A 24,443-nucleotide genomic window follows, 5' to 3' on the forward strand; every position below is an offset into this window, starting at 1 on the left:
ATAGGCTGGACGGATGACGCGTGCCGAGCAGCCAACGGCCGGGAACCCGGCCCCCGACGACGCCCTGGTCGCAGATTCCCGAGAGCGTGCCGTCCGCGCCTTGCTGCGCACACCGCAGCTGAAGCGGCTGTGGAGCGCACAGCTCGTCGGCGGTGTCGGCGACGCACTCGCGCTCCTCGTCCTGGTGGTCCTCGCCCTGCAGGCGGCGATCTCCGAGGCGGCCTTCGGGGGCGGGTACCGAGGGGTCGCGTTCGCCGTAACCGCTGTCTTCGGAGCACGCATTCTCGCAACGCTGCTCTTCGGAGCGGTGCTGCTCGGACCGCTCAGCTCGCTCACCTCGCCCGACGGGCCGCTGGACCGGCGCTGGACGATGGTCGTGGCGGACGGTCTGCGGGCCGCGCTGCTGATCGTCGCGCCGCTGTGGATCGACTGGACTGCGGAAAACGCACTCGCGGTGCTGCTCGTCACCGCCTTTGTGATCGGCGTCGCCGAGCGCTTCTGGACGGTGTGCCGCGAAAGCGCGGCGCCCGCGCTGCTGCCCGCGCCGCCGCTGGAGGGCGCGACGGTACGGCCGCTGCCGGACCACATGGACGCGCTGCGGCGCCTGTCGCTGCGTACGGGGTTCGTGGCGCTGCCCATCGCGGCCGCCGCGCTCGTCACCGTCACGCTGGTCGGCAACCTGCTGGGTACCGGTCTCGAGTGGTTCGAGGTGCACCAGGCGGGGCTCGCCTCGTTCGTCGCCGCCGGGCTCTTCGCGGCCTCGCTGTCGATCGTCTACTTCCTCGAACTTCCCGCCACGCAGACGCCACGCGCGCGTAGCCCCCTCGAAGGGCTCCGCAGGCCGCGTACCGGCGCCGGCACCGACAAGGGCCGCACCGGCGCGATCCCGCTGCTCGTCGCCGCCTGCGCCGCGATCGCCGGGGCCATCGCGGCCGCCGTGGCCGTCGCCGTGCTGCATGCCAAGGACCTGGAGGGCGGGCCCGTCACGTACGGCCTGATCGTCCTCGCGCTGACCGGCGGCACCGCCGTCGGCATCCGTACGGCACCCTCCGTGCTGCCCTCGCTTTCGCGGCGCAGGCTGCTCGCGCTCGCCATCGCCGTCACCGGCGTCGCACTGCTCGCCGCGGGCCTGGTGCCCGACCTGACGACCGTGCTGCTGCTCCTCGCGCTCACCGGTGTGGCCGCGGGCATCGCCGCCAACACCGGGCACGCGCTGCTCGACCAGGAGGTCGAGGACTACCGGCGGGCCCGCACGACCGAGCATCTCCAGGCGGTCGTACGTCTCTTCGTGGCGCTCGGCGCCCTTGTGGCCCCCGTGGTCGCCGCCGCGATCGGCCCGCACCGCTTCGTCAACGGCAAGTTCGTCTTCGACCACGGAGGCGCCGCCTTCACGCTGATGCTGGTGGGCGCGCTGCTCCTGCCGGTGGCCGCGCTGGTGCTCGCCAAGGTCGACGACCGGCAGGGAGTACCGCTGCGGCACGACCTGCGCGACGCGCTGCGCGGCGGCGACGACCCGCTGCAGACGCCCGCAGGCACGGGCTTCTTCATCGCCCTGGAGGGCGGCGACGGCGCGGGCAAGTCGACGCAGGCCGAGGCGCTCGCCGAGTGGATCCGGGCCAAGGGCCACGAGGTCGTGGTGACGCGCGAGCCGGGGGCCACCCCGGTGGGGAAGCGGCTGCGGTCGATCCTCCTGGACGTGTCGTCGGCCGGTCTTTCGCACCGGGCCGAGGCGCTGCTGTACGCGGCCGACCGCGCCGAGCACGTCGACACCGTCGTACGGCCCGCCCTTGAGCGTGGCGCCGTGGTCATCTCCGACCGGTACATCGACTCGTCCGTCGCCTACCAGGGCGCGGGCCGCGACCTGTCGCCGACCGAGGTCGCCCGGATCAACCGGTGGGCCACGGGCGGACTCGTACCGCATCTGACGTGCCTGCTCGACGTGTCCCCCGAGGCCGCCCGCGAGCGGTTCACGGAGGCGCCCGACCGACTCGAGTCGGAGCCCGCCGAGTTCCACGCGCGCGTGCGGTCCGGTTTCCTGACGCTCGCCGCCGCCGACCCGGGGCGCTACCTGGTGGTCGACGCGGCGCAGGAGCCGGAGGCCGTCACCACCGTGATCCGGCACCGGCTCGACCTCGTCCTTCCGCTCTCCGAGGCCGAGGTGAAGGCGCAGGAGGAGGCCCGCAGGGCCGCCGAGGAAGAGGCGCGCCGCAAGGCCGAGGAAGAGGCCGCGCGGAAGGCCGAGGAGGAGCGGATCGAGCGCGAGCGCCAGGAGCAGATCGCCAAGCTCCGTGCCGAGGAGGAGGAGCGCGCGCGCCGCGAGCTGGAGGAGGCGCAGCGCCTGGAGGCCGAGCGGCAGGCGGAGGAGGCCAGGCAGCGCGCCGAGGAGGCGAAGCGCCGGGCCGAGGAGGAGCAGGCGCGGCTGCTCGCCGAGGAGAAGGTGCGCGCGGCCGAGGAGGCGCGCCGCCGCCGGGAGGCGGAGGAAGAGGCGCGGCTTCGGGCCGAGGCCGAGGCGCGGCGGATCGAGAAGCAGCGCAAGGCCGAGGAGGCGCTGCTGCGGGCCGAGGAGGCGCGCAGGCTGGGCGCGGCTCAGGCTGAGGCGGCTTCCGCGCGGGCGGCGGCTTCCGCTGCTGCGGCTCCTGCTCCCACCCCCGCCCCGGCTCCGGCTCCGGACAACGAGACGACCGTGCCCACGCCTGTCGTGACCCCGCAGCCCTCCGGGGCTGAGGACACCGAGGTGCTGCCGCAGCCGCCGGCCCCCGCGGGGGCCGTGGACGAGACGGCCGTGCTGCCGTCCGTCCGGGAGGACAAGGTGCCGCCGGGGTACTTCCGGGACGAGCGCCCCTCGCCTGCCGGCGGGAACGACCGGACCCGCGAGCTGCCCCAGGTCGATGAGCAGGGCGCGCCCCGGCAGCGGCCGCGCTCCGACTGGGCGGAGGAGACTCCGCTGGACGATCTGCCGTCCTTGGCGGATGAGCTGCTCGGTTCGCGGGACGACGAGGACGACCGCGGGCGGAACGGGCGCTGAGCGCTGCGGTGCCGGTGCCCGCACCGCGAGCGGCGGGCGTTGTCAGTGGGCTGCCCCACAATGAAACCGGCAGCGAAAAGTGCAAGGCGGAGGCGGTGACCCATGGCCGTATGGGATGACCTGGTGGGCCAGGAGCGGGTGAGCGAGCAGCTGGGGGCTGCCGCTCGGGACGCCGACGCCCTCGTCACCGCCGTGGCCACGGGCACCGCGCCCCCCGAGGCGTCGAAGATGACGCACGCCTGGCTCTTCACCGGGCCGCCCGGCTCCGGGCGGTCCACCGCCGCCCGAGCCTTCGCCGCGGCCCTCCAGTGCACGAGCCCGGACCGCGCGCTCGGCGGCGTGCCAGGCTGCGGATTCTGCGACGGATGTCATACGAGCCTGGTCGGTACGCACGCCGACGTGGAAGTGGTGCGTACGGACCTGCTGTCCATCGGCGTGAAGGAGACCCGCGACCTCGTGCGGCGGGCCCAGCTCTCGCCCGCCGGCGGCCGCTGGCAGGTCATCGTCCTGGAGGACGCCGACCGCCTCACCGAAGGCGCGGGCAACGTCCTCCTGAAGGCCGTCGAGGAGCCCGCGCCCCGCACGGTGTGGCTGCTCTGCGCGCCCTCGCTGGAGGACGTGCTGCCCACGATCCGCTCCCGCTGCCGTCACCTGACGCTGCGTACGCCCTCTGTGGACGCCGTCGCCGACGTGCTCGTACGACGTGACGGCATCGAGCCGGATGTCGCCGCGGCCGCCGCCCGTGCCACGCAGGGTCACATCGGCCGCGCCCGGCGCCTGGCGACCGACCCGCGGGCGCGCGAGCGCCGGGCCGCCGTGCTCAAGATGCCGCTGCGGGTCGAGGAGATCGGCGGCTGCCTCAAGGCCGCGCAGGAGCTGATCGACACGGCGGGCGAGGACGCGAAGCAGGTCGCCGAAGAGGTCGACGTGAAGGAGACGGACGACCTGAAGGCGGCGCTCGGCGCCGAGAAGGGCGGCCGGATGCCCCGCGGCACGGCGGGCGTGATGAAGGACCTGGAGGACAGGCAGAAGCGCCGCAGGACCCGCACCCAGCGCGACAGCCTCGACCTCGCCCTGATCGACCTGACCGGTGTCTACAGAGACGTGCTTACGCTGCAGCTCGGCTCCCGCGTGGCCATCGCCAACACGGAGGTGCAGGACATGCTGGAGCGCATGGCGCGCGGCACCTCACCCGAGTCCACGCTCCGCCGCATCGAGGCGATCAGCGCCTGCCGCACCGCCCTGGACCGCAATGTCGCCCCGCTCCTTGCGGTCGAGGCGATGACGATGGCGCTGCGCGCGGGCTGACCGGCCCCCGGAGGGGCTCTCTCCGGAGGGGCGAACGCGACATTCCGGCCCGGAGGTTGACCGAGTCACCCATACGAGCACGGAGGGCGACCGAGTGATCGCGGACGGTTACTCTCGCCTGATGCGCATCGTCAGAGGACTCCGTACCCCAGCCGCCGTGTTTCTGGCCGCCGGACTGCTGATCTCCGGCTGCTCGGCCGGGAGCTCGACTGCGGACGCGTCCATGGCCGCGCTGCCCCGCGCGACTCCGAAAGGGCTCGCACCCTTCTACGGGCAGAAGCTGAAGTGGCGCGAGTGCGGCGTCCCGGGCTTCGAGTGCTCCACGATGAAGGCGCCGCTGGACTACGACAAGCCGGGCGGCGAGGAGATCAAACTGGCCGTCTCCCGCAAGAAGGCCACGGGCCCCGGCAAGCGCCTAGGCTCGCTCCAGGTCAACCCGGGCGGTCCCGGCGGCTCGGCGATCGGCTATCTCCAGTCGTACGCGGCGCTCGGTTACCCCGAAGAGGTCCGCGCCCGCTACGACATGGTCGCGGTCGACCCGCGCGGCGTGGCCCGCAGTGAGCCCGTCAACTGCCTCGACGGCAAGCAGATGGACGCGTACACACAGACGGACATCACTCCCGACGACACACGCGAGACGGGCGAACTCACCGCCTCCTTCAAGGAGTTCGCGGAGGGCTGCGAGAAGCGGTCCGCCGAGATGCTCCCGCACGTCTCCACGGTCGAGGCCGCCCGCGACATGGACCTCCTGAGGGAGGTGCTCGGCGACGAGAAGCTGACATACGTGGGCGCGTCGTACGGCACGTTCCTGGGGGCGACGTACGCCGGGCTCTATCCCGACCGCGTCGGCCGCCTCGTCCTGGACGGCGCGATGGACCCGTCGCTGCCGGCCCGGCGGATGAACCGCGACCAGACGGCGGGCTTCGAGACGGCGTTCCAGTCGTTCGCCAAGGACTGCGTGCGGCTGGCGGACTGCCCGCTGGGCACGGAGAACCCGCAGGACGCCGGCAAGCGCCTGAAGTCCTTCTTCGGCGACCTGGATGGCGCGCCGATCCCTGCCGGGGACCCCGACGGCCGCAAGCTCGGCGAGGCGCTCGCCACGACGGGCGTGATCGCCGCGATGTACGACGAGGCGGCCTGGCCCCAGCTGCGCACGGCGCTGGACGCGGCGATGAAGGACAAGGACGGCGCGGGCCTCCTCTCGCTCTCGGACAGCTACTACGAGCGCGACGGCGACGGAACGTACGCGAACCTCATGTTCGCCAACGCGGCCGTGAACTGCCTGGACCTGCCCCCGGCCTTCAAGTCCCCCGAAGCCGTGAAGAAGTCCCTCCCCGACTTCGAGAAGGCATCCCCGGTCTTCGGCAAGGGCCTCGCCTGGGCCTCGCTGAACTGTACGTACTGGCCGGTGAAGGCGGCGGGTGAGCCGCACCGCATCGAGGCGAAGGGCGCCGCCCCGATCGTCGTGGCCGGCACGACCCGCGACCCGGCCACCCCGTACCACTGGGCCGAGTCCCTGGCCGACCAGCTCTCCTCCGGCAGGCTCCTCACCTATGAGGGCGACGGCCACACGGCGTACGGCCGGGGCAGCGACTGCATCGACTCGACGATCAACGCCTACCTCCTGGAGGGCACCGCCCCGAAGGACGGAAAGCGCTGCTCATAGCGGTGCCGGGGGCCCTCAGGGGGCTCTCGCGGGGGGTGTACGGAGCACCCCCGGAAACTGTGTAGACTTGGCGACGTTGCTGATCGCACCATAGGTGCGGGCAGCGCGCCGCCTTAGCTCAGATGGCCAGAGCAACGCACTCGTAATGCGTAGGTCTCGGGTTCGAATCCCGAAGGCGGCTCTGTGGAAGCCCCAGAACTCACTCGCCGTGATCTGGGGCTTTTGCTTTTGCCTGGGCCTCTGCTCAGCGGGCGTACGAGCCGATGCCGACCAGGCAGTACACGTACTCGTTGATCGTCGTTCCGTTGAGGGTGTAGCGGGAGGAGAAGGCGTACTGCGTCTGGGAGTTGTCGTTGCAGGCGCCGAGGTCCGACGTCATGGGGATGCTCTCGATCACCCGGTAGTGGGCGTCGGACGCGGAGCAGGACACCTCGTCGATGTCGCTGACCTCCTGCGCGGTCTCGGAGTTGGGCAGTGTGCCGTTGAGGCAGGTGCCTGAGTCGTACGGGGTCGGGGACTCGCTCGGGGGGCTCGTGGGGTCCATGGGGTCCGTGGCAGTGGCTGTGGGGTCGGTCGCGCCGTCGTATGGATCGTCGGTCTCGTACGGATCGTTGGAGTACGTCGGCGTGCTGGTCGACGGGTCGTAGGTCCCGTAGCTGGTCGTCGGGTCGGGGGCGGCGGTGCTGTCATCGCCGTCGCCCTGGTTCAGAAGCAGGATGACGAGGAGTACCGCGCCGACGACGCCGAGCACGGCCAGGCAGCCTCGGGCGGTGGAGCCGGGGGCGGCGGCCGGGCGGGGCGTGGGGGGTATGGGTTCGGGCATCGGATCAGTGTGGGGCAGCGGACGGATTTTGTGGAGTGGATTTCTAGAAAATGGTTCTAGAAATTCTGTGGCTTACGCTGGGTGTCACCATGAGCCCCAAGCAACAACGCGGCGAGGAAACCGCCGACCGTCTCCTGGACGCCGCGCTCCAGGTGTACGCCGACTCCGGCGAGCAGGGCGTCACCGTCAGCGCCATCACCAAGGCCAGCGGCGTCAGCCTCGGCAGCCTCTATCACCACTTCGGCAGCATCGACGGCCTCATGATCGCCCTGCTGCAGCGGTGGATCGGCCGGCTGCTCGGTGAGCTCGCCGCGGCCGTGGAGCGTTCCCGGACCGCCCGGACCGGCATCCGCGCCCTCGTGCGGGTCTACCTGACGTTCATCCAGGAGCACCCTGACGCGTCCCGGCTCCTGCACTCCTCCTACGCCGACCGGCTCGGGATGGCGCAGGCCAGGCAGCTCCGCGATGCCCAGGAGGCCAGGCTCTCGCCGATGGCCGCGTGGATGCGGCAGCACATCGAGTCGGGCGAGGTCGCCCCGCTGGCCGTGCCCTTGATCGAGGCGCTGGTCCTGGGGCCGGTCGTCGCGACCGCGCGCCGCTGGCTGTCCGGTATCGACGATGTCGACCTCGACGAGGCCGCGCGCGTCCTGCCGGAGAGGATTCTGCGGTCGCTCAGCCCCTGAGCGTCGCTCACCCCCTGAGCGTCATCGTCATCGGCTCCATCGATGGGCCGTGGTGTTCAAGACCCGGCAGCAGCCAGCTCTGGAACGGGGCCAGTGCGGCCAGGACCAGGAACAGCACGCCGATCGCGGTGCTGAACACCGGGCCGAGGCGCCATAGTTTCTCGATGAAGATGATGACCGCCACGCCCGCCATCGCCGCGATGTTCATCGTGCCGAGGGGGATGAGGACGATCATGAGTCCCCAGCAGCAGCCGACGCAGTAGAGCCCGTGATGGGCGCCGACGCGCAGGTCACGGGCGCGCGGCCGGTAGCCGGCGTAGCGCACGAGTTGGCCGATGGGGCTTCGGCAGTGGCGCAGGCACATGTTCTTCAGCGGGCTGAACTGGTGGAGTCCGGCGAGCAGGAAGGCGCCGGCGCCGATCCAGCGCCCGGCTTCGGGGTGGCCGTCGACCAGGTCGCCGGTCAGGGTGAGAATCCCGTACACACAGAGACCGAACGCTGTCCAGGCGATCAGGTACCCGGCCACGAACTGGGCGATCCGTGCCGTGCGGGCGAAGCCGGAGGACTGACGGCCGATGGCCCGGACCCAGGTGATGGCCACCGGTGCCACGGACGGGAACATCATCGCGACCATCATGGTCACCCACAGCAGCACGAACAGGGGCAGCCCGAGGCCCATGGTCCCCGGCTCCATACCCATGTCCATGTCACCGGCCTGGGCGGCCGTGAGCAGCCACGCGAGCAGTGCGAGCACCACCATGACGGACCAGGCGATGGTCATCTCCCGGGCCGGGAGGAGATTGCCCGGCCTCAGGGGCGCGGAGAGCGCTGCCCGGTCATGGAACACAGTTCCAGGTCAGCACAGAAAGCGGCGGGCCGCGCGGCAAAGTGAGGGCAGGGAGGACAATGGAGGTGCGGGCCTCGAGGAGGCGGCGGATATGACTGCGGATATGACTGAGGCAGCAGAGTCAGCAGCTCCGACTGTTCCGGCGTGGCATGCGTCCGGGGACTGGTTCGACACCTGCAAGTGCAATGTGCCGTGCCCGTGCTCGTTCGCCGAGCCGCCGACGTACGGAGACTGCGAGGGAATCCTGGCCTGGCATGTACGTGAGGGGCACTACGGCGATGTTCCGCTGGACGGCCTCAACGTACTGATGCTCGGCTCGTTCGTCGGCAATGTGTGGGGCGAACACTCCGACGCGTACGCGGGTGTCTTCTTCGACGAGAGGGCCGACGACGCGCAGCGCGAGGCATTGCAGATGATCTTCAGTGGTCAGGCGGGCAGCTGGCCCGCCGAAATGATCAGCATGTTCGGCGCCGAGATGCGCGGCATGGACTTCGCCCCCATCGACATTCAGGTCGACGACGACCTGGGCGAATGGCGGGCCACCGTTCCGGGCCGGGTCGAGGCCGGTGCGACGGCGCTCACCGGACCGACGACGCCCGAGGGCGCGCGCGTGCAGTCGACCAACCTGCCGGGATCGGAGACCGGTCCGGGCCAGGTCGCGACCTGGGGCCGCTCGACGGCCGACCGTGCCGACGCCTTCGGCTTCAGCTGGAGCCGCCAGGGGCAGTCCAGCAAGCACATCACCTTCGACTGGGCGGGGCCGGACTGAACCCGTTCAGTGGCGCAGCGCCCTGCGGATCTCGGCCTTCGGGGTGCCGGACAGGCTTCGGTTGCTGCGGGCCGTGCCGGACTTGGAGCCGCCGGGGTCCACGCCGTTGATGCTCAGGACGACCGTGTCGAGGAGGTTGCCGTCGCTGTCGCGGAAGTCGACGGAGATCGTGTAGTCCGCCTTCTTGTCCGTGCCGTTGGTGGCGGTGATCTCGGCGGTGGTCCGGTCGCCGTCGGTCTTTGTGGTGTCCGCGGCCTTCACGTCGCCCTTGGCGTTGACGCCGTCCTTGACCTTCTCCAGCTCGGAGGCCGCCGCTTCCGTGGCGGACGCGACCGCCTCGCCCGCCTTGGCCGTGGCCGACGCGACGGTGTCCTTGGCCTTGTCGACGTCTTCGTCCGAGCAGGCGGTGACCGTGAGGGCGAGCAGGGCGGTGCAGGCCGCGGCGGCGACACGGGTCGCGGTGGCGGTACGGGGCGCGGAGGCGGTACGGGTGCGCTTCATGCCGCCCACCTTCGGGGCGACGGGCGGCGGGCGCGAGGCGGGGCAGTCCGTATGGGTGGGGGAGGAGGGGGCGGGGTCAGGTGTTGATGCGGGTGAGCCATGTGCGCACCGCCGCGTTGAAGACCTCCGGCTGCTCCAGGTTCGGCAGGTGGGCCGCCGACTCCACCACGCACAGTTCCGCTCCGGGGATCGCGTCGTGCATGGCCTCGGCGTCGGACACCGGTGTGTACGTGTCGTCACGGCCGACGACGATCAGGGCGGGGACCGTGACGCCGGTCAACAGGCCGCGGTAGTCCGGGCGTTCGGCCCTGCCCCGCAGGGCCGCCGCCGCGCCCTCCGGTGGCGCGGCCAGCATCATGCGGTGCACGTGGGCCGCGGCCCGCGGGTTGTACGGGGCCGCCATCTTGTCCAGTACTTCATCGGCGTACGGCTTCATGCCCTCGGCGAGGAGCCGGTTGGCCATGGCGTTGCGCCAGGCCTTGCCCTCGTCCGTCTCGGCGGCCGGGAAGGTGTCGGCAAGGAGCAGGCCGCTGATCCGCTCGGGGAACAGGCGGAGGCACTCCATCGCGATCTGGCCGCCCATGGAGAGACCGCCGAGTGCGCAGCGGGTCACGCCGAGGTGGTCGAGCAGGGCGAGGATGTCGGCGGCGAAGGTGGCGAAGGGGGTGGTGCCGGGGACGACGTCCGTCTCGCCGTAGCCGCGCAGGTCTGGGGTGATGACGCGGTGGGTCGCGGAGAAGGCGGTGCGCTGGGGGGTCCACATCGTGCGGTCGAAAGGGTGGCCGTGGATGAGGAGCAGGGGTGGGGGCGGCCCTTCGGCGGCTGGGCTTTTGCCGCCGGGGCGGTCACTGCTGGGGCTTGCACCGCCGGGGCCTTCGTCGTCGTAGCCGATGGTGATGCCGTTGAGGTGCGCGGTTGCCATGGGGGGAGGCTAGGCGGGGGCAACTCGGCGGTGCAATAGGGTCTTTGCTCTCGGTGCAATGTGCGTGGGGTGCGCGGGGTGCGCGAGGTGCGCGGGGTGCGCGGGGTGCGCGGGGTGCGCGATTGCCCGGGGGTTCACCTGGGGGTCTCTGTGTCGGCGGCTGCTGGATTTCTTGGGGGTATGTGCGGTGGCGCGTAGTGACTATCGGCTCGTTGCCGATGAAGTGGCCGGGGAGATCGAGCGCGGCTTGTTGCGGCCGGGGGATCAGTTGCCCACGCAGCGGGCCTTCGCCCGGCAGCGGCGGATCGCCAACTCCACCGCCATCCGCGTGTACGGCGAGCTCGTGCGGCGGGGGCTCGCGGTGGGCGAGGTCGGGCGTGGCACCTTCGTGAGGGCCGCGCCCCCGCACCCCGGCGGGTCCGCCTCGCTCGCCGAGCGGCCACGAGGGGCGGACGCGCCTCCGGTGAACCTGGAGCTCAACTACCCCGTCACACAAGGGCAGTCCGAGCTGATGGCCCGCGGCATCGCCCCGCTGCTGCGGCCGGACGTCCTCCTGGAGGCGGCCCGCCCGGCCGCCGCCGACGGCACTCCCCAGGCGCGGGCGGCCGCCGCCGATGTGCTGGCCCGTGCGGGCTGGCGGCCCGACCCCGCCCATGTCCTCTTCGCCGGCAACGGGCGGCAGGCCATCGCCGCCGCGATCTCGTCCCTCGTACGCCCTGGAGGCCGTCTCGGTGTCGAGGAGCTGACGTATCCGCTGGTCAAGGCCATTGCCGAGCGGCTCGGGGTGAGTCTGGTGCCGGTCGCCGTGGACGAGGAGGGGATGCGGCCGGACGCGCTGGCCGCTGTCCACCGGGGTGCTTCGCCGCTCAGCGCGGTGTACGTACAGCCGACGCTGCACAATCCGCTGTCCCTGACCGCAGGTCCGCAGCGACGGTCCGAACTGGCGGGTGTGTTGGCGGAGTTGGATCTGTACGCGGTCGAGGACACGACATGGGCCTTCCTCGCCGAGGACGCGCCCGCGCCGCTCGCCGCGTATGCCCCGGACCGCACCGTCCTCGTCGACAGCCTCTCCAAGCGGCTCGCCCCCGGACTCACCGTGGGCATGCTGACCGCGCCGCCCGCCCATCTGGACGTTCTCGCGCGGACCCTGCGCTCCGGGGCCTGGACGGCGGGCGGGGTGAACCTGGAGGCCGCGGTGCGGTGGTGCGGCGACGGGACGGTGGACTCGGTGGTCGCCGCCAAGCGAGTCGACGCGGCGGTGCGGCACCGGGTTGTGCGGGAGCGGCTCGGGGTGGGTGTGCGCCCCGGTGCGGGCGCGGGTGCCGTCGCGGTCGCGGGGTCCGGGGCTCGCTCGGGGCGGGTCCATGTCGACCCCCGTTCCTATTTCTGCTGGTGGGAGCTGCCCTCCCACTGGCGGGCCGAGGCCTTCGTCGCCGCCGCGGCCGAGCGGGGTGTCGCCGTGACGCCCGGCTCTGCCTTCGCGATCGGGGAGCGGTCCGCGCCCGGCGCGGTCAGGATCGGGCTCGCGTCGCCGCCGGTGGACGTGCTCGGGGACGCGTTGGGAGTACTGGCCGAACTTGCTCGCAGGGCGGGGCCGGGTGCGGGCGTCGATGCGAGGATGCGCTGATGTGCGATGACGAGACGGCGGGGACGGCGGAGACAGCGGGGACAGCGGGGACAGCGGAGACGGCGGAGACGGCGGGGACAGCGGAGACAGCGGGGGCAGCGGAGACAGCGCGCCCGGAGGGCACGGCGGAGTTCGTACGGTTCCAGTCGCCGGTGCGGCATGAGCGCGGGCACTTTCCCGGAGTGTTCGTGCTGGTCAACGGTCTTGCCCGGGAGGGGAAGCTGACGCCGGAGCAGGAGCGCTTCCGGCGGGCCAACAACGACTGGTACGACGCCGCGTACCCGACCCCCTCGAAGGTCGACCCGACGGTGTACGACCCCGAGTTCACCCCGGGAGCCGTGGCCTGGTTCAAGTCGACCGCCACGCACCTCATCGAGCGGGTGCCGGGCTATCTGGAGATCCTCGACGCGCACGGCGTCGAGTGCCGGATGCTCCGGTCGTCGGATCCGGGGAAGGTCGTGTACGAGGACGAATTCCAGGTGGTGGTCGTTCCGTACGGCGGGTAGCCGGGCCCGGCGTCCGCGCCCCGCATCCGACGCCCCGCCCTCGCCCCGCGCAACGGATAGATGTACCGTGCAGCGGGCGGCGCCCCGTACCGCCGGTTACGTGTTGGGCCGGTCGCCGGCGCAGACTGACGAAGCCCCGACGCGTGAGCGAATGGTGATCGATCGGTGAGCGAATGGTGCCGGTATCCGAGGCGGGGTCGGCCCCTCGCGGGCGTCGGGCGGCTGTGGCTCGTGCTCGACGGCGGCGGGCTCATCGAGATCACTAGATGCAACACGGAAGCAAGAGGGCCTCAAGTGGCCGGGAAAATAAGGGAGTTGACCGCTCCCCGCAGAAAGTGATCGGACCCGACCGCGGCGGCGTCACTCCCCCGAGCTGCGCGATCCGCGCGAGCACCGCCGTGGCCGGTTCCGATGCATGGATTCCATCAGGGCCCGCCAACCGATCGCTAACATGAGGCCAACGGTTGGCGGGAGATGGCGTGGGCATGCGGAGTGAGTTGCGGTTCGGGCTCCTTGGCGCACCCGCCGTGTACGACGCGGACGGTGAGCCGCAGCCCGTCCAGAGCGCCAAGGGGCGCGCACTCCTTGCCGCACTCCTCCTCGAACCGGGCAGAGTCGTCTCCGTGGACGCCCTCAAGGACGCACTGTGGGGCGGCCACCCACCCGCTTCCGCGCACGCGTCGCTGCAGAACCACGTCACGCGCCTGCGCCGGCTGCTCGACGACCCGGACCGGCTGCGGGCGGTGCCCCCGGGCTACCGGCTGCGCGTTGGCGAGGGCGAGCTCGACGTACGCGTATTCGAGCAGCTGGTCTCGCGGGCCCGGGCGGCGCACGCGGAGCGCGACTGGGACGCCTGCGCCGACGCCGCGGCCGACGCGCTCGCCCTGTGGCGCGGCACCCCGCTGGACGGCCTGCCCCCGGACGCCGCGGGCCACGCGCTCGTGCCCCGGCTCGAAGAGGCGCGGCTCCTCGCCCTCGAACTGCGCTACGACGCGGAGATCGGCCTCGGCAGTGGTGGCGGGCTCGTGCCCGAGCTTGCCGAGCTGGTCGCCGAGTACCCCTTGCGGGAGGCCTTCCACCGGCAGCTGATGCTGGTCCTGCACCGCGCCGGGCGGCAGGCGGAGGCGCTCGCCGTGCACCGGGAGCTGCGGCGCAGGCTGGTCGAGGAGCTCGGCGTCGAGCCGGGCGCCGCGGTGCGCGAGGCACACCGGGTGGTCCTCCAGGAGCCGATGGGATCCACCGCGCCGGAGGACGCCGAGTCCGAACCCGCCGAGACCGACGCCCCGGCCGTCACGGCACCCGCCCCCGCTCAACTCCCGCCTTCCCCACCGCACTTCACGGGTCGTACCGATGTGACGTACGCCCTCTCGCGACTGCTCGCGGGAGGCGGCGACGAAGAGGGCACGTCCCCCGTCGCCGTCGTCTCCGGCATGGCCGGTGTCGGCAAGAGCGCGCTCGCCCTGCATGTGGCGCACGGGCTGCGCGAGCGGTTCCCGGACGGGCAGCTCTACGTCAACCTGCACGGTGCGACGCCCGGTATGACGCCCCTCACCCCGGACCAGGCGCTCGCCGCGCTCCTTCGCGACCTGGGCGTGGAGCCGCAGCGCAGCCCTCAACACCCGGACGCGGCATCGGCGTTGCTCCGCTCGCTGCTCGCGCCCACCCGCACCCTGATGGTCCTGGACGACGCGGCGACCGCCGCGCAGGTGCGGCCGCTGCTTCCCGCCGGGTCCGGCTGCGCGGTCATCGTCACCAGCCGCTCTCCGCTCGCCGCGCTCGACGGCGCGGGCCGCTTCCCGCTGGAGCCGCTCTCCGGCCGGGACAGCGCCGCGCTGCTGCGCGCCGTCTCCGGGCGCGCGGGTCTTGAGGCCGGGCACCCCCTGGTCGAACTCGCCGGACGACTCCCGCTGGCCCTGCGCATCGTCGCGGCCCGGCTCGCCGCCCGCCGCGCGCTCACCCCGGACGCGCTCGCCGAGCTCCTCACCGCGAGCGACGGACGCCTGCACCACCTCGAACACGACGACCTGAGCGTGCGCCGCTCGCTCGCCGTCGCCCTGGACGCGCTGTGCGGTTCGGAGCGCGAGGCCGATCAGGACGCCGCGGTGGCCCTCGCCCGGATCGGCGCGCTCGACCTGCCGACGTACGGAGTGCCGCTCCTCGCCCGGCTGTTGGGGGTGGCGGAACGGCGCGCCGAGGCCGCTCTCGACCGTCTCGTCGACGTCGCGCTGCTCGACGAGACGGCGTACGGCCGGTACGCCCCGCACGACCTCGTACGCGACTTCGCGAGGGAGGCGGCGCGCCAGAACCGGTGCGGGGTCACCGCCGAGGAGGTGGCGGAGTCGGCGCTGCACTGGTACGCGGAGTCGGCGCTGCAGAGCCTCCTTGCGATCATGCCGGAGGGCCTGGACCGCGACGACCGGATGCGGGGCGTGGCGGAGCGGCTGTCCGCCGGGCGCGCGAAGGGAATCGGGGGTGGCTCGAAGGGATTCGGGGATGGCTCAGAAGGTGCGGCGGCCGGTGCCGTGCCGGCGATGTCCACCGACCAGGCCTTCGCCTGGGGCGACACGGAGCTCGCGAACGTCATAGCGGTCGCCGACCGCTACGGCCGCTCGTCCGCCCTCCTCCCCGTCCTGGTCCGCTGCATCTTCTCGTACCTCAAACGCCGTGGCAGGCTCGCCGAGGCCGACCTCCTGACCCGGCTCGCGGTGACCGCGGCCCGGCGCAGCGGCGACCGCGACGGCGAGGCGCAGGCCCTCACCGACCTCGCGGGCCTCAACTACGTGTCGGGGCGCAGCGGCGCGGCGCTTGAGCGGATCGACGAGGCGCTGGTCCTGTGGCGGGAGCTCGGCCATGTCTCGTGCGTCCACCGGGGCGTCATCAACCGCGGCCTGCTGCTCGAAGCGCTCGGCCGCTACGAGGAGGCGGCGGACGCGCTGCGGCAGAGCATGGAGCTGGCCAAGAGCCTGGACGACCCGCTGAGCGAGGCGTTCGCCCTCAGCAACCTCGGCAACATCTACGAGCACACCGACGCGCGCGCGGCGATCGACTGCCACCGGCGCAGCCTGGAAATCGGCGAGGCGGAGGGCCATGACGGTGTCCGGCAGGAGGCGCACTGCGACATCGGCTACTCCTATCTGGCCCTGGGCGAACCGGCCACTGCGCTCACGCACTTCGAGGAGAGCCTGCGCATCCATGACGAGGCCGAGGACTGGCACAACGAGTCCCGGGTGCGCCTCGGAATGGTGCGGGCCCTGCGCGAGCTGTCCCGCACGTGCGACGCGGCGCGCGAGTGCGACGACCTCCTGGACCGCGCGGAGGCACGGGCCGACGACCACCGGGCGGGGCTCGCCCGCCATCAGCGCGGACTTCTGCTGTACGCCGATGGGCACGTCGAAGAGGCGTACGCGCAATGGGAGGCGGCGCTCGCGGCGCTCGACGGCACGGACAGCAGCGAGGTGGTGGGCGAGTTGAAGGGCCTGCTTGCGGAGGGCTTGCAAGGCTCGGCGATGCCTCAACAGGGCTGATGCGTATGGGACTTGGCCCTACCTTTCGGGGACTTGGCTGCCTTGCCTGTGCGGGACCTACTTCGCATCGGCGTAGCACTCCACCACGGCCGTGGTGAACGGAAACCGCACCGGTGTCTCGCCGAAAGCGATGCGGCCCGCGAGCTCCCCGGCCTCCCGGATCGCCGTGACGACCGCGGCGGCCTCCTGCTCGGGGCAGTGCACGATCACCTCGTCGTGCTGGAAGAAGACCAGCTCGGCGCGGAGTCCGGAAGCGGTGATGGCCTGGCGCAGCGCGGCCAGCATCAGGAGCGCCCAGTCGGCCGCGCTGCCCTGGACGACGAAGTTGCGGGTGAAGCGGCCGCGGGCGCGGGAGTTCGTCGAGGCGTAGCCGGGGGTGAACTCGTCTTCCTGGGTGGGCTGTTCGGGGACGTCGCCCTGCGGGATGCCCGCCTCGTCGAAGTCGCCCGCGCCGGCCGCAGGGGGGCTGGTCCGGCCCAGCCAGGTCCGTACGAGCCTGCCCTCCTCGCCCGCCTTCGCCGCCTCGTCGACGTACGCGACGGCGGCGGGGAATCTGCGGCGCAGCGCCGCCAGGTTCTTCAGGCCGTCGCCGGAGGTCTGGCCGTAGACGGCGCCGAGGAGGGCGATCTTGGCGTGGTCGCGGTCGCCGGCGAACGCGCGGTCGGAGAGACGGGTGTAGAGGTCCTCGTCGCTGCCCGCGACCTCCATCAGGCCCCGGTCGCGCGAGATCGCGGCGAGGACCCGCGGCTCCATCTGGTCGGCGTCGGCGACGACGAGCCGCCAGCCGGGGTCGGCGACGACCGCGCGCCGGATGACCTTGGGGATCTGCAGGGCGCCGCCGCCGTTCGTGGTCCAGCGGCCGGTGACGGTGCCGCCCGGTGTGTACTCGGGCCGGAAGCGGCCGTCGCGCACCCAGTCCTGCAGCCAGCTCCAGCCGTGCGCGACCCAGATGCGGTACAGCTTCTTGTACTGGATGAGGGGCTTCACGGCGGGGTGCTCGATCTCCTCGAGCTCCCAGCGCCGGGTGGACTTGACCTTGATGCCGGCCTGGGCGAAGGCCTTGATGACGTCGGCGGGCAGATCGGGGCGTACGCGGCGGCCGAAGGCGGCGGAGACCTCGTCGGCGAGCTCGGCAAGGCGGCGCGGCTCGGTGGCTCCCGCGTTCCGCCCGCCGCCCGCGTACCGCTCGCCGAGGAGTTCGGTGAGCAGGGCGTGGTGGACGTCGGCGCGCCAGGGCAGGCCCGCGACGTTCATCTCGGCGGCCACGAGCATGCCCGCCGACTCGGCCGCGGTGAGCAGCCGCATCCGGCCGGGGTGCTCGGTGGCCCCGTGTCTTCGCTGCTGTTCCGCGTACACCTCGAGGAGGGCCTCGAAGGGGAGGGCGGTCACCGGGGAGTGGTCGAAGAGGGAGTCCTGGGCGCCGGGCTCTGCGGCTCTGGGGGGCGGGTCGGCGGGCACGGGGGCGTTGCGCAGCCGGGCCCAGGCGGCGGCTGCCGAGCGGGGCTCGCCGAGGCGGCCTTCGTGACCGAGCAGGAGCTGCTCGGCGTCCTCGATGTCGTAGCAACGGTCGGCCCGGGTGCCGGCGGCCAGCAGGCGGGGGTAGATCTCGGCGGTGGAGCGCCAGACCCAGCGGGTCACGTGGGGGCGGTCGCGGACGGCCCCGGCGAGGTCGGGCTCCTCCTGGACGGGGCCCGCGGGCAGGCCGTCGTCCCCGAGCGGGGCGAGGGTGGCGCCGCCGGTCTCGGTGGCTGCGATGGCCCACCTTTCGATCACACCGCCGAGTGTGCCAGCCGCCACTGACACTGGCCGGGGGCCTTGGCGGTCGCCCCCTGCGGCGGGGGCGTGGCCGAACAGGCCTCTCCCGCCCACCCGCCCGATTGCCCGGCGGCTGCGGGCTTGCCGAACAGGCCTTTCCCCCCACCCGCCCGATTGCCCCGCGTCCCGATTGCCCCGCGTCACGGCCGGGCGTCCCCGACATGCGGGGGGCGTCCGGCGCTGCGAGGCTCGGAGCCATGAGAGTGGCCCTTGCGCAGACCGACTGTGTCCTCGGCGAGGTGGACGAGAACCTCGCGGTGGCGCGGGACCAGATCGGCCAGGCTGCGGCGCAGGGCGCGGATCTCGTCGTCTTCCCGGAGCTGAGCCTGCACGGCTACCACTTGGGCGGACTGCACCGCGACACGTCCCTGGACGCGAAGGACCCCCGCCTCCTTGAACTGTCGACGCTCGGCCCCGACGTCATGCTCGGCATCCACGAACACACCAGCCTGCGGGCGTACAACACGTCCGTGTACTACGCGAGCGGCCAACTCCTCCACACCCACCGGAAGTTGTACCTCCCCAACTACCTGGCGTGGGAGGAGCGCAAGCATGTGAGCCCCGGCCAGCACCTGCGCGCGTACGACCTGCCCGGTGGCCACGGGCGCGCCGCGACGCTCGTCTGCAATGACGCGTGGCAGCCGGTGCTGCCGTGGCTCGCGGTGCAGGACGGGGCGGAGGTGATCATCGTCCCCACGAACAGCGCGGCCAGCCTCGACCCCGAGGCGATGGACACGGGCCTGTACTGGGACACGCTCCTCTCCTATACGGCGCGCATGCTGCAGTGCTGGGTGGTCTTCGTGAACCGGGTGGGGAACGAGAACGGGGCGTCGTTCTGGGGTGGTTCGCGGGTGGTGGACCCGCGGGGCTCGGTGGTGGCGCAGGCGCCGAAGTGGGAGCCGGCGCTGGTGACGGTCGACATCGACGTCCATGAGTCCCGCCGTCACCGGCGGGCGGTGCCGCTGGTGGCGGAGGCGCGGCTCGGCCTGATCGACCGGGAGGTACGCCGCCTGATCGACGAGGGCGGCGACAGCTGATCCCTTGCCCCTCCGCCTGGCTTCATCGGTCCCCGGCAGCTAGGGCTGTGCCCACCCGTTCCGCCCTGCGGAACGCCTGCCCACAGCAACGGGCGGCAGCAGCACGGCAGCGAAGTGACTCGCCGGGGTGGGTGGGGGAGGTGGCGGAAACACACCGCTCACCCGCAGTAGGCGACGTACGCAAAGGCACGGGCATCGGCCCCCACGCACCGTTGGCGCGCAACGCTCGCGAGGGGACGTGTCGGTATGTCCGCACGGAGCACGTTGCCCATGTCTCCCAAGCCGCAGCAGCAAGACGCTCAGACCGAGATGGCGAGTACGGACATACCGGCGCGGCCCCGCCCCACAGCCGGACCGCCCCGCAGACGGCACCCGAGCCGCGGCCCCGCCCCCAAACGGACCGCACCGCAGACGACCCCCGAGCGCCCAAGACGAACCGCCCCGCAAACGGCACCCCCGACCACCACCCCCACCCCCACACCGGCCAGCACCGCAGACACCACCGCCCCGCCCCCAAGACAACCCTCACCCCTCACGCCGCCCCAGGCCACACACCTGCACCACCCCCACACCCACCACCGCGCAACCAACCACGCACACGCCCACCGCCCCCCACGGCACCACCACCCCCGCCGGCACCGACAACCGCGCAAGACCCGCGCTCAAGCCGCCCAGATTGACCAGCGTCACGGCCACGCCGAGTACCGTTCCCACCGCCACGGCCAACAGCGTCTCCCCGGCGACGACCATCCGCACCTGCCGCCCCGTGGCCCCCGCCATCCGCAGCGCCCGCAGCTCCGGCCCCCGCACGGACGTGGCCATCAGCAGCGTGCCCGCGAGGGAGATCGCCGTGTAGACCAGGGCGATACCGAGCAGCGTCAGCAGCCCGAGCCGCGTCTGGGCCTTGGTGACCGGATACGTATCGGCGAGCCACTGCTCACCGGACCGCACCACACCCCCGCCCCCGCCCCCGTCCACGCCCTCGACCCGATCCCGAAGCACGGCGCCAACCTCCCCCCGGCCAACCCCCGAGCCGGCCCGCAGCCCCACATCCACCCGATCGACCCCCGCTCCGGCCCCCGCATTGGCCGAAGTGACGTAAGCCCCGTTGTCCCCCGTCCCCCGCTCAAGCACCGCCACGATCCGCAACCGAGCAGCCCGCCCGTCCCCCAGCCAGACATCGACCCACTCCCCGACCCGCCGCCGCTCCCACTCCTCGTTGACGACGATCGACCGGTCGTCGAGATCGTGCACGTCCCCGTCCACCACCGGCAGCCGGGACACCGAGGCGAACGCCGCGGGATCCTCGACCGCCCGCGCATCCGACCGGATGAGCGCGCTGCCCTCCTCCCGCACGTACACCGCGGTGGACGACGAGGCGGCAACCACAGCCCCGTCCACCCGCCCAACAGGCTTCAACTCATCGCCAGTTACGACAAAATCGGCCCCGGTACGCTCCCGCGCCTCCGCGGCCCGCGCCGCCCCCGCCGTCTCCGCAGAGCCGAGCAGCGACCCGGCGAGCGCCACGGTGACGAGCACCGGCGCGGCGACGGCCGCGGTCCTGCGCACCGACGCGGCGGAGTTCTCCCGGACGAGCAGGCCGACGGCGCCGGGCAGCGGGACGGCGCGGACGACGGGTCGTACGAGAAGGGGAGTCAGCGCGGCCAGCGCCGTGATGAGGATCATCGGCTGCGTGGTGTACGTCTTCCGCTTCATCAGCGCGGCCGGATCGCTCCACAGCGTCCAGCCCAGCATCCCTAGCCCCGCGGCCAGCAGCGCCGCCCCCACGATCCGCCGGCTCCACGGCATGACCCCGCTGTCCACCGAGGCATCGCGCAACGCGTCGACGGGCCCCACGCGCCCGGCCCGCCGGGAGGCGATCCATGCCCCCGAGAAGGCCACCAACACGCCCACCCAGAAGGCGAGATGGTACGGCCACACGGCGTCGCCCAGCTCGAACCACTCGGGAGCGATCTCCGCCCCCACCAGCCGCTCGGCGAGCACCGGCGCACCCCAACTCCCCAGCGCACAACCCACTCCGGAGGCCATGACACCCACGGCGAGAGCCTCCCCGAGGAGCGTCCTGCGCACCTGCCCCGGCGTGGCCCCGGCCATCCGCAGCAGCCCCAACTCCCGCCGCCGCAGCGCCACCACGAAGGCGAACGTGGACGCGGTGACGAAGACGGAAACGAACGCGGACACCCCGCCGGCCGTTCCCAGAAAGGAGTTCACGGCGACGAGCGCCTCGGCGTCCCGAGCCGTCCCGGGATCGGCGAGCCGCCGCTCACCCCCGGTGAGAACACGGGCCCGCTTCCCGACCACCTCCCGCACATCCGAGGCCGCCGCGTCCACACCCACGGCGTCCCGCTTCGACCCGTCCGTCCGCACCGGGCCGAGCCGACGCAGCTCGCGCAGAAGTTCGATATCCACAGGGTGTGGATGAGCGAGCGGCTTGGATACGTACCCGATGTCCGGGCCTCGCTCGACCGGCACGGTCAGCAGGTCCTGCCCCATGACGACCACGGGCGATCCCGCGAACCGCACGGGTTCACGCTCGGGCGCGCTGAGCGTGGACGCGAGCCCGAGCCCCATGGCGGCGACGAGCGAGACGCCGAGCGCGACGGCGACAAAGGCCCCGAGAAGACTGACCCACCGGGCACGCAAAAAGGCAAAAACCATCATGACCCAGCCACCGCCCCGGCCCGAGAGCCACCCTCGACCCCAAAGCTGTCCCCACCGCGGGCCTCAAGCCCAGCCATCCGCCGAGCCACCTCCCCCACCCCCGGAGCGAACGCCTCATCCGCGACGCGCCCGTCCACCAGGAACACGACCCGGTCCGCGTACGAAGCGGCGACCGGATCATGGGTCACCATCACGACCGTCTGCCCTTTCCCGTCCACCAACCCCCGCAACAGCACAAGCACTTCACGACTGGTCGTCGTGTCGAGCGCACCGGTCGGCTCGTCCCCGAACAGCACGGCGGGCCGGGTGACCAGCGCACGCGCAAGCGCGACCCGCTGCTGCTGACCGCCGGACAACTCGCCGGGCCGATGCCGGGCGCGCTCGGCGAGCCCGACACGGGCGAGCGCGTCGAGGATCTCCGTACGCGAAGGCCTGCGCCCCGCGAGCCGCAGCGGAAGGGCCACGTTCTGCGCGGCGGTCAGCGAGGGAAGCAGATTGAAGGACTGGAAGACGAAGCCGATGCGATCCCGCCGCAACAGCGTCAGGCGCCGCTCGCTCAGCCCGGTCAGCTCGGTGCCGCCCACCTCGACGGCCCCGGACGTCGGCCGGTCGAGCCCGGCGGCGCACTGCAGCAGCGTCGACTTGCCGGACCCGGAGGGCCCCATGATCGCGGTGAAGGTCCCGTTCGCCAGCTGGAGGTCGACCCCGTCGAGCGCGGTCACATCGCGATAGAGGCGGCGGACCGCCGTAAGGCGTACGGCAGTTGATGTCATGCCCCAAGCCAACCGCCGGGAGGCGGCCCGGGCACGACCACTGGGGGGCGTTGTGAGGGTAGGGCCAGCCATACCCTTGGCGTATGGATCCGGTGACCGAGGTGATCGACAAGGCGTTCGCGGCAGCGCTGTACGCGGACGGCGACGCGGGCCTCGACACCGGCGCCTCCCTCCTGGCGGCCGCCCCCGAGGCCGACGCGGAGCTGCGCCGCAGGGGCGAGGAACTGGTACGGCGGGCGTGGGAGCGTGGCTGGCAGCCGGCGGACGTCGTCCGCATGGTGCGACGCGCACAGACCGACAGCGACCCCGATCAGTCCCGCCTGGCCGCCGAGCTGATCACGGGCGAGACCCGCCGCTACGGAGACACCCTCCCGCCCCGCTGGAGAGCGCAACTCGCCGAGCTGGCCCCGGAAGCCGACCCGGCATCGCACCGCCGCCCCACGGACCGCTTCTCCATTGCCACCACGACCCTGACCCTCTACCGCATCCTCCTCCGCCTCCCCCCGATCGAGCCGGTGGGCCCGGCCCCCGGCACCCCTCTGCACACCCCGCCGCCCCCCGGCCACGAGGAACCCCGCATCCTCACCCGTATCCGCGCGCTGCTGGCCAAGGCTGAGGGGACGGATTTCCCCGAGGAGGCGGAGGCGCTCACGGCCAAGGCGCAGGAACTGATGGCCAGGCACACCATCGACGAGGCCCTGCTCGCGTCCCGCACCCACGCCAAGAACACTCCCGGCGCCTGCCGCATCGGTGTGGACGCGCCGTACGAGACGGCGAAGGCGATCCTCCTTGACGCGGTGGCCACGGCGAACCACTGCCGGGCGGTCTGGAACGAGGCGTACGGCTTCTCCACGGTCGTCGGCTTCGAGCCGGACCTCGAAGTAGTGGAACTCCTCCACACATCGCTCCTCCTGCAAGGAACCACGGCGATGACGAAGGCGGAGGCCGGCCAACGGGCAGGCGGCCGAAAGCGCACCAAAACATTCCGGCAGGCATTCCTGCTGGCGTACGCGAACCGCCTGGGCGCGCGCCTGGCCGCCACTGCCGAGCACGTCGCGGACGAGTCCCCGGAGGCCGGCGAACTCCTCCCGGTCCTCGCGGCACGAGACGTGGCCGTCACGGATACCGCCGAGCGAATGTTCCCCGAGACGACAACCACCCGGGTCCGCGGCGCAACCGACGCGGAGGGCTGGCACTCCGGCACAACAGCCGCCGACCGGGCCCACCTGCCCCCGCCGGCCCGCAGCCTCCCCTAACCCCGGTCTGCCTCTGGGGCGTCATCCCCCGCAGCCTCGCCTGCACGAACAAGCCCTTCCCACCCACCCGCCCGATTGCCCCGCAGCCTCCCTTAACCCCGGTCTGCGTCTGGGGCGTCATCCCCCGCAGCCTCGCCTGCACGAACAAGCCCTTCCCACCCACCCGCCCGATTGCCCGGCAGCAGGCTGGGGCGGCAGTCAGTTTGAGCTTGAGAGCGGGCAAGGAGAGAGACCAGGGTGGGCAGGCGGGGGGGGACCCGCACCTGATCGCGTACGCGAGGGGCCGGACCAAGACCCCCACGCACCCGCACCGCGCGACGAGACGCGAGGGGACGGACATCGGCCCCCACGCACCGGCACCGCGCAGCGGACGCGAGGGGACGTGTCGGTATGTCCGCACGGAGCACGGCAAGCAGCACTCCCCAGCCGCAGCAGCAAAACGCCCAGACCGAGATGGCGAGTACGGACATACCGGCGCGGCCCCGCCCCAGGACGCACCGCACCGCAGGCGACCCCCGAGCCCCCAGGACGAACCACACCGCGGACGACCCCCGAGCCCCCAGGACGCACCGCACCGCAGGCGACCCCCGAGCCGCCAAGACGCACCGCACCGCTGGCGACCCCCGAGCCCCCAAGACGAACCGCACCGCAGACGCCCCCCCCGAGCGCCCCCGCCGAC

17 protein-coding genes and 1 tRNA gene are annotated in these 24,443 nt (G+C 72.5%); 11 read left to right on the forward strand and 7 right to left on the reverse strand.

The window, feature by feature from the left end; all coding sequences use genetic code 11:
• Positions 1–13: 13 nt before the first annotated feature.
• The 4 genes from tmk (at position 14) to AB0G47_RS25660 (ending at position 6,180) form a co-directional block, all read left to right on the forward strand.
• Positions 14–3,025: a dTMP kinase gene (tmk, locus tag AB0G47_RS25645; protein ID WP_360774230.1), complete on the forward strand. Its 3,012-nt coding sequence runs from the start codon at positions 14–16 to the stop codon at positions 3,023–3,025.
• A gap of 102 nt (positions 3,026–3,127) precedes the next feature.
• Positions 3,128–4,333 carry a DNA polymerase III subunit delta' gene (locus AB0G47_RS25650; RefSeq protein ID WP_360774233.1) on the forward strand — a complete coding sequence of 402 codons (1,206 nt, stop codon included), beginning with the start codon at positions 3,128–3,130 and terminating at the stop codon, positions 4,331–4,333.
• Positions 4,334–4,454: 121 nt separating this feature from the next.
• A complete protein-coding gene (locus AB0G47_RS25655) occupies positions 4,455–5,999 on the forward strand; it encodes an alpha/beta hydrolase (RefSeq protein ID WP_360774236.1) in 1,545 nt (514 codons plus the stop codon).
• 107 nt (positions 6,000–6,106) lie between these two features.
• Positions 6,107–6,180 (forward strand) — tRNA-Thr (locus AB0G47_RS25660).
• Between the two features lie 63 nt (positions 6,181–6,243).
• On the opposite strand, the gene AB0G47_RS25665 is transcribed toward AB0G47_RS25660, so the two are convergent.
• Positions 6,244–6,822, reverse strand: a complete 579-nt coding sequence (locus AB0G47_RS25665; protein ID WP_360774239.1) for a hypothetical protein — start codon at positions 6,820–6,822, stop codon at positions 6,244–6,246.
• A gap of 89 nt (positions 6,823–6,911) precedes the next feature.
• Between AB0G47_RS25665 and AB0G47_RS25670 the strand changes: the two genes are divergently transcribed.
• On the forward strand, positions 6,912–7,505 hold the full coding sequence (locus AB0G47_RS25670; protein WP_360774242.1) for a TetR/AcrR family transcriptional regulator: 594 nt from the start codon (positions 6,912–6,914) through the stop codon (positions 7,503–7,505).
• 7 nt (positions 7,506–7,512) lie between these two features.
• On the opposite strand, the gene AB0G47_RS25675 is transcribed toward AB0G47_RS25670, so the two are convergent.
• Positions 7,513–8,286, reverse strand: a complete 774-nt coding sequence (locus AB0G47_RS25675; RefSeq protein ID WP_360774245.1) for a DUF2182 domain-containing protein — start codon at positions 8,284–8,286, stop codon at positions 7,513–7,515.
• 169 nt (positions 8,287–8,455) lie between these two features.
• Here AB0G47_RS25675 and AB0G47_RS25680 point away from each other — a divergent pair, with 169 nt between their 5' ends.
• Positions 8,456–9,121 carry a DUF1326 domain-containing protein gene (locus tag AB0G47_RS25680; RefSeq protein WP_360774248.1) on the forward strand — a complete coding sequence of 222 codons (666 nt, stop codon included), beginning with the start codon at positions 8,456–8,458 and terminating at the stop codon, positions 9,119–9,121.
• A gap of 6 nt (positions 9,122–9,127) precedes the next feature.
• Here AB0G47_RS25680 and AB0G47_RS25685 read toward each other — a convergent pair whose 3' ends face one another.
• Together AB0G47_RS25685 and AB0G47_RS25690 are read right to left on the reverse strand one after the other, a co-directional pair.
• Positions 9,128–9,622 carry a hypothetical protein gene (locus AB0G47_RS25685; protein WP_360774251.1) on the reverse strand — a complete coding sequence of 165 codons (495 nt, stop codon included), beginning with the start codon at positions 9,620–9,622 and terminating at the stop codon, positions 9,128–9,130.
• A 76-nt stretch (positions 9,623–9,698) separates the two neighbouring features.
• On the reverse strand, positions 9,699–10,544 hold the full coding sequence (locus AB0G47_RS25690; protein ID WP_360774254.1) for an alpha/beta fold hydrolase: 846 nt from the start codon (positions 10,542–10,544) through the stop codon (positions 9,699–9,701).
• Positions 10,545–10,731: 187 nt separating this feature from the next.
• On the opposite strand from AB0G47_RS25690, the gene AB0G47_RS25695 reads away from it, so the two are divergent.
• The 3 genes from AB0G47_RS25695 to AB0G47_RS25705 all read left to right on the forward strand — a co-directional run bounded on the left by AB0G47_RS25695 (position 10,732) and on the right by AB0G47_RS25705 (position 16,201).
• Positions 10,732–12,171 carry a PLP-dependent aminotransferase family protein gene (locus tag AB0G47_RS25695; protein WP_360774256.1) on the forward strand — a complete coding sequence of 480 codons (1,440 nt, stop codon included), beginning with the start codon at positions 10,732–10,734 and terminating at the stop codon, positions 12,169–12,171.
• A gap of 152 nt (positions 12,172–12,323) precedes the next feature.
• A complete protein-coding gene (locus tag AB0G47_RS25700) occupies positions 12,324–12,677 on the forward strand; it encodes a hypothetical protein (protein ID WP_360774534.1) in 354 nt (117 codons plus the stop codon).
• Positions 12,678–13,162: 485 nt separating this feature from the next.
• Positions 13,163–16,201, forward strand: a complete 3,039-nt coding sequence (locus AB0G47_RS25705; protein WP_360774259.1) for a BTAD domain-containing putative transcriptional regulator — start codon at positions 13,163–13,165, stop codon at positions 16,199–16,201.
• 57 nt (positions 16,202–16,258) lie between these two features.
• Here AB0G47_RS25705 and AB0G47_RS25710 read toward each other — a convergent pair whose 3' ends face one another.
• Positions 16,259–17,974: a bifunctional 3'-5' exonuclease/DNA polymerase gene (locus tag AB0G47_RS25710; protein WP_360774262.1), complete on the reverse strand. Its 1,716-nt coding sequence runs from the start codon at positions 17,972–17,974 to the stop codon at positions 16,259–16,261.
• Positions 17,975–18,213: 239 nt separating this feature from the next.
• Here AB0G47_RS25710 and AB0G47_RS25715 point away from each other — a divergent pair, with 239 nt between their 5' ends.
• The gene (locus tag AB0G47_RS25715; protein WP_360774264.1) at positions 18,214–19,053 is read left to right on the forward strand and encodes a nitrilase-related carbon-nitrogen hydrolase; all 840 of its coding nucleotides are present in this window, start codon (positions 18,214–18,216) and stop codon (positions 19,051–19,053) included.
• Positions 19,054–19,578: 525 nt separating this feature from the next.
• Here AB0G47_RS25715 and AB0G47_RS25720 read toward each other — a convergent pair.
• Together AB0G47_RS25720 and AB0G47_RS25725 are read right to left on the reverse strand one after the other, a co-directional pair.
• Positions 19,579–21,735 (reverse strand): ABC transporter permease, encoded by a 2,157-nt coding sequence (locus AB0G47_RS25720; protein ID WP_360774267.1) that lies wholly within the window; start codon positions 21,733–21,735, stop codon positions 19,579–19,581.
• Positions 21,732–22,508, reverse strand: a complete 777-nt coding sequence (locus AB0G47_RS25725) for an ABC transporter ATP-binding protein (protein WP_360774270.1) — start codon at positions 22,506–22,508, stop codon at positions 21,732–21,734. The genes AB0G47_RS25720 and AB0G47_RS25725 overlap by 4 nt, the downstream gene beginning before the upstream one ends.
• An 83-nt stretch (positions 22,509–22,591) precedes the next feature.
• On the opposite strand from AB0G47_RS25725, the gene AB0G47_RS25730 reads away from it, so the two are divergent.
• Complete coding sequence (locus tag AB0G47_RS25730) at positions 22,592–23,764, forward strand: DUF2786 domain-containing protein (protein ID WP_360774273.1); 1,173 nt, start codon at positions 22,592–22,594, stop codon at positions 23,762–23,764.
• Positions 23,765–24,443: the final 679 nt, after the last annotated feature.

The organism is Streptomyces sp. NPDC021622 (genome assembly GCF_040640795.1).
Lineage (GTDB): Bacteria > Actinomycetota > Actinomycetes > Streptomycetales > Streptomycetaceae > Streptomyces.

What these genes read in the sequence shown, in the direction of transcription:
- AB0G47_RS25650 (WP_360774233.1), top strand. Translation starts at nt 3,128, where the DNA reads ATGGCCGTATGGGATGACCTGGTGGGCCAGGAGCGGGTGAGCGAGCAG.
- AB0G47_RS25675 (WP_360774245.1), bottom strand. Translation starts at nt 8,286, where the DNA reads ATGACCATCGCCTGGTCCGTCATGGTGGTGCTCGCACTGCTCGCGTGG.
- AB0G47_RS25720 (WP_360774267.1), bottom strand. Translation starts at nt 21,735, where the DNA reads ATGATGGTTTTTGCCTTTTTGCGTGCCCGGTGGGTCAGTCTTCTCGGG.
- AB0G47_RS25725 (WP_360774270.1), bottom strand. Translation starts at nt 22,508, where the DNA reads ATGACATCAACTGCCGTACGCCTTACGGCGGTCCGCCGCCTCTATCGC.
- tmk (WP_360774230.1), top strand. Translation starts at nt 14, where the DNA reads ATGACGCGTGCCGAGCAGCCAACGGCCGGGAACCCGGCCCCCGACGAC.
- AB0G47_RS25705 (WP_360774259.1), top strand. Translation starts at nt 13,163, where the DNA reads ATGCGGAGTGAGTTGCGGTTCGGGCTCCTTGGCGCACCCGCCGTGTAC.
- AB0G47_RS25690 (WP_360774254.1), bottom strand. Translation starts at nt 10,544, where the DNA reads ATGGCAACCGCGCACCTCAACGGCATCACCATCGGCTACGACGACGAA.
- AB0G47_RS25685 (WP_360774251.1), bottom strand. Translation starts at nt 9,622, where the DNA reads ATGAAGCGCACCCGTACCGCCTCCGCGCCCCGTACCGCCACCGCGACC.
- AB0G47_RS25680 (WP_360774248.1), top strand. Translation starts at nt 8,456, where the DNA reads ATGACTGAGGCAGCAGAGTCAGCAGCTCCGACTGTTCCGGCGTGGCAT.
- AB0G47_RS25655 (WP_360774236.1), top strand. Translation starts at nt 4,455, where the DNA reads ATGCGCATCGTCAGAGGACTCCGTACCCCAGCCGCCGTGTTTCTGGCC.
- AB0G47_RS25665 (WP_360774239.1), bottom strand. Translation starts at nt 6,822, where the DNA reads ATGCCCGAACCCATACCCCCCACGCCCCGCCCGGCCGCCGCCCCCGGC.
- AB0G47_RS25730 (WP_360774273.1), top strand. Translation starts at nt 22,592, where the DNA reads ATGGATCCGGTGACCGAGGTGATCGACAAGGCGTTCGCGGCAGCGCTG.
- AB0G47_RS25715 (WP_360774264.1), top strand. Translation starts at nt 18,214, where the DNA reads ATGAGAGTGGCCCTTGCGCAGACCGACTGTGTCCTCGGCGAGGTGGAC.
- AB0G47_RS25670 (WP_360774242.1), top strand. Translation starts at nt 6,912, where the DNA reads ATGAGCCCCAAGCAACAACGCGGCGAGGAAACCGCCGACCGTCTCCTG.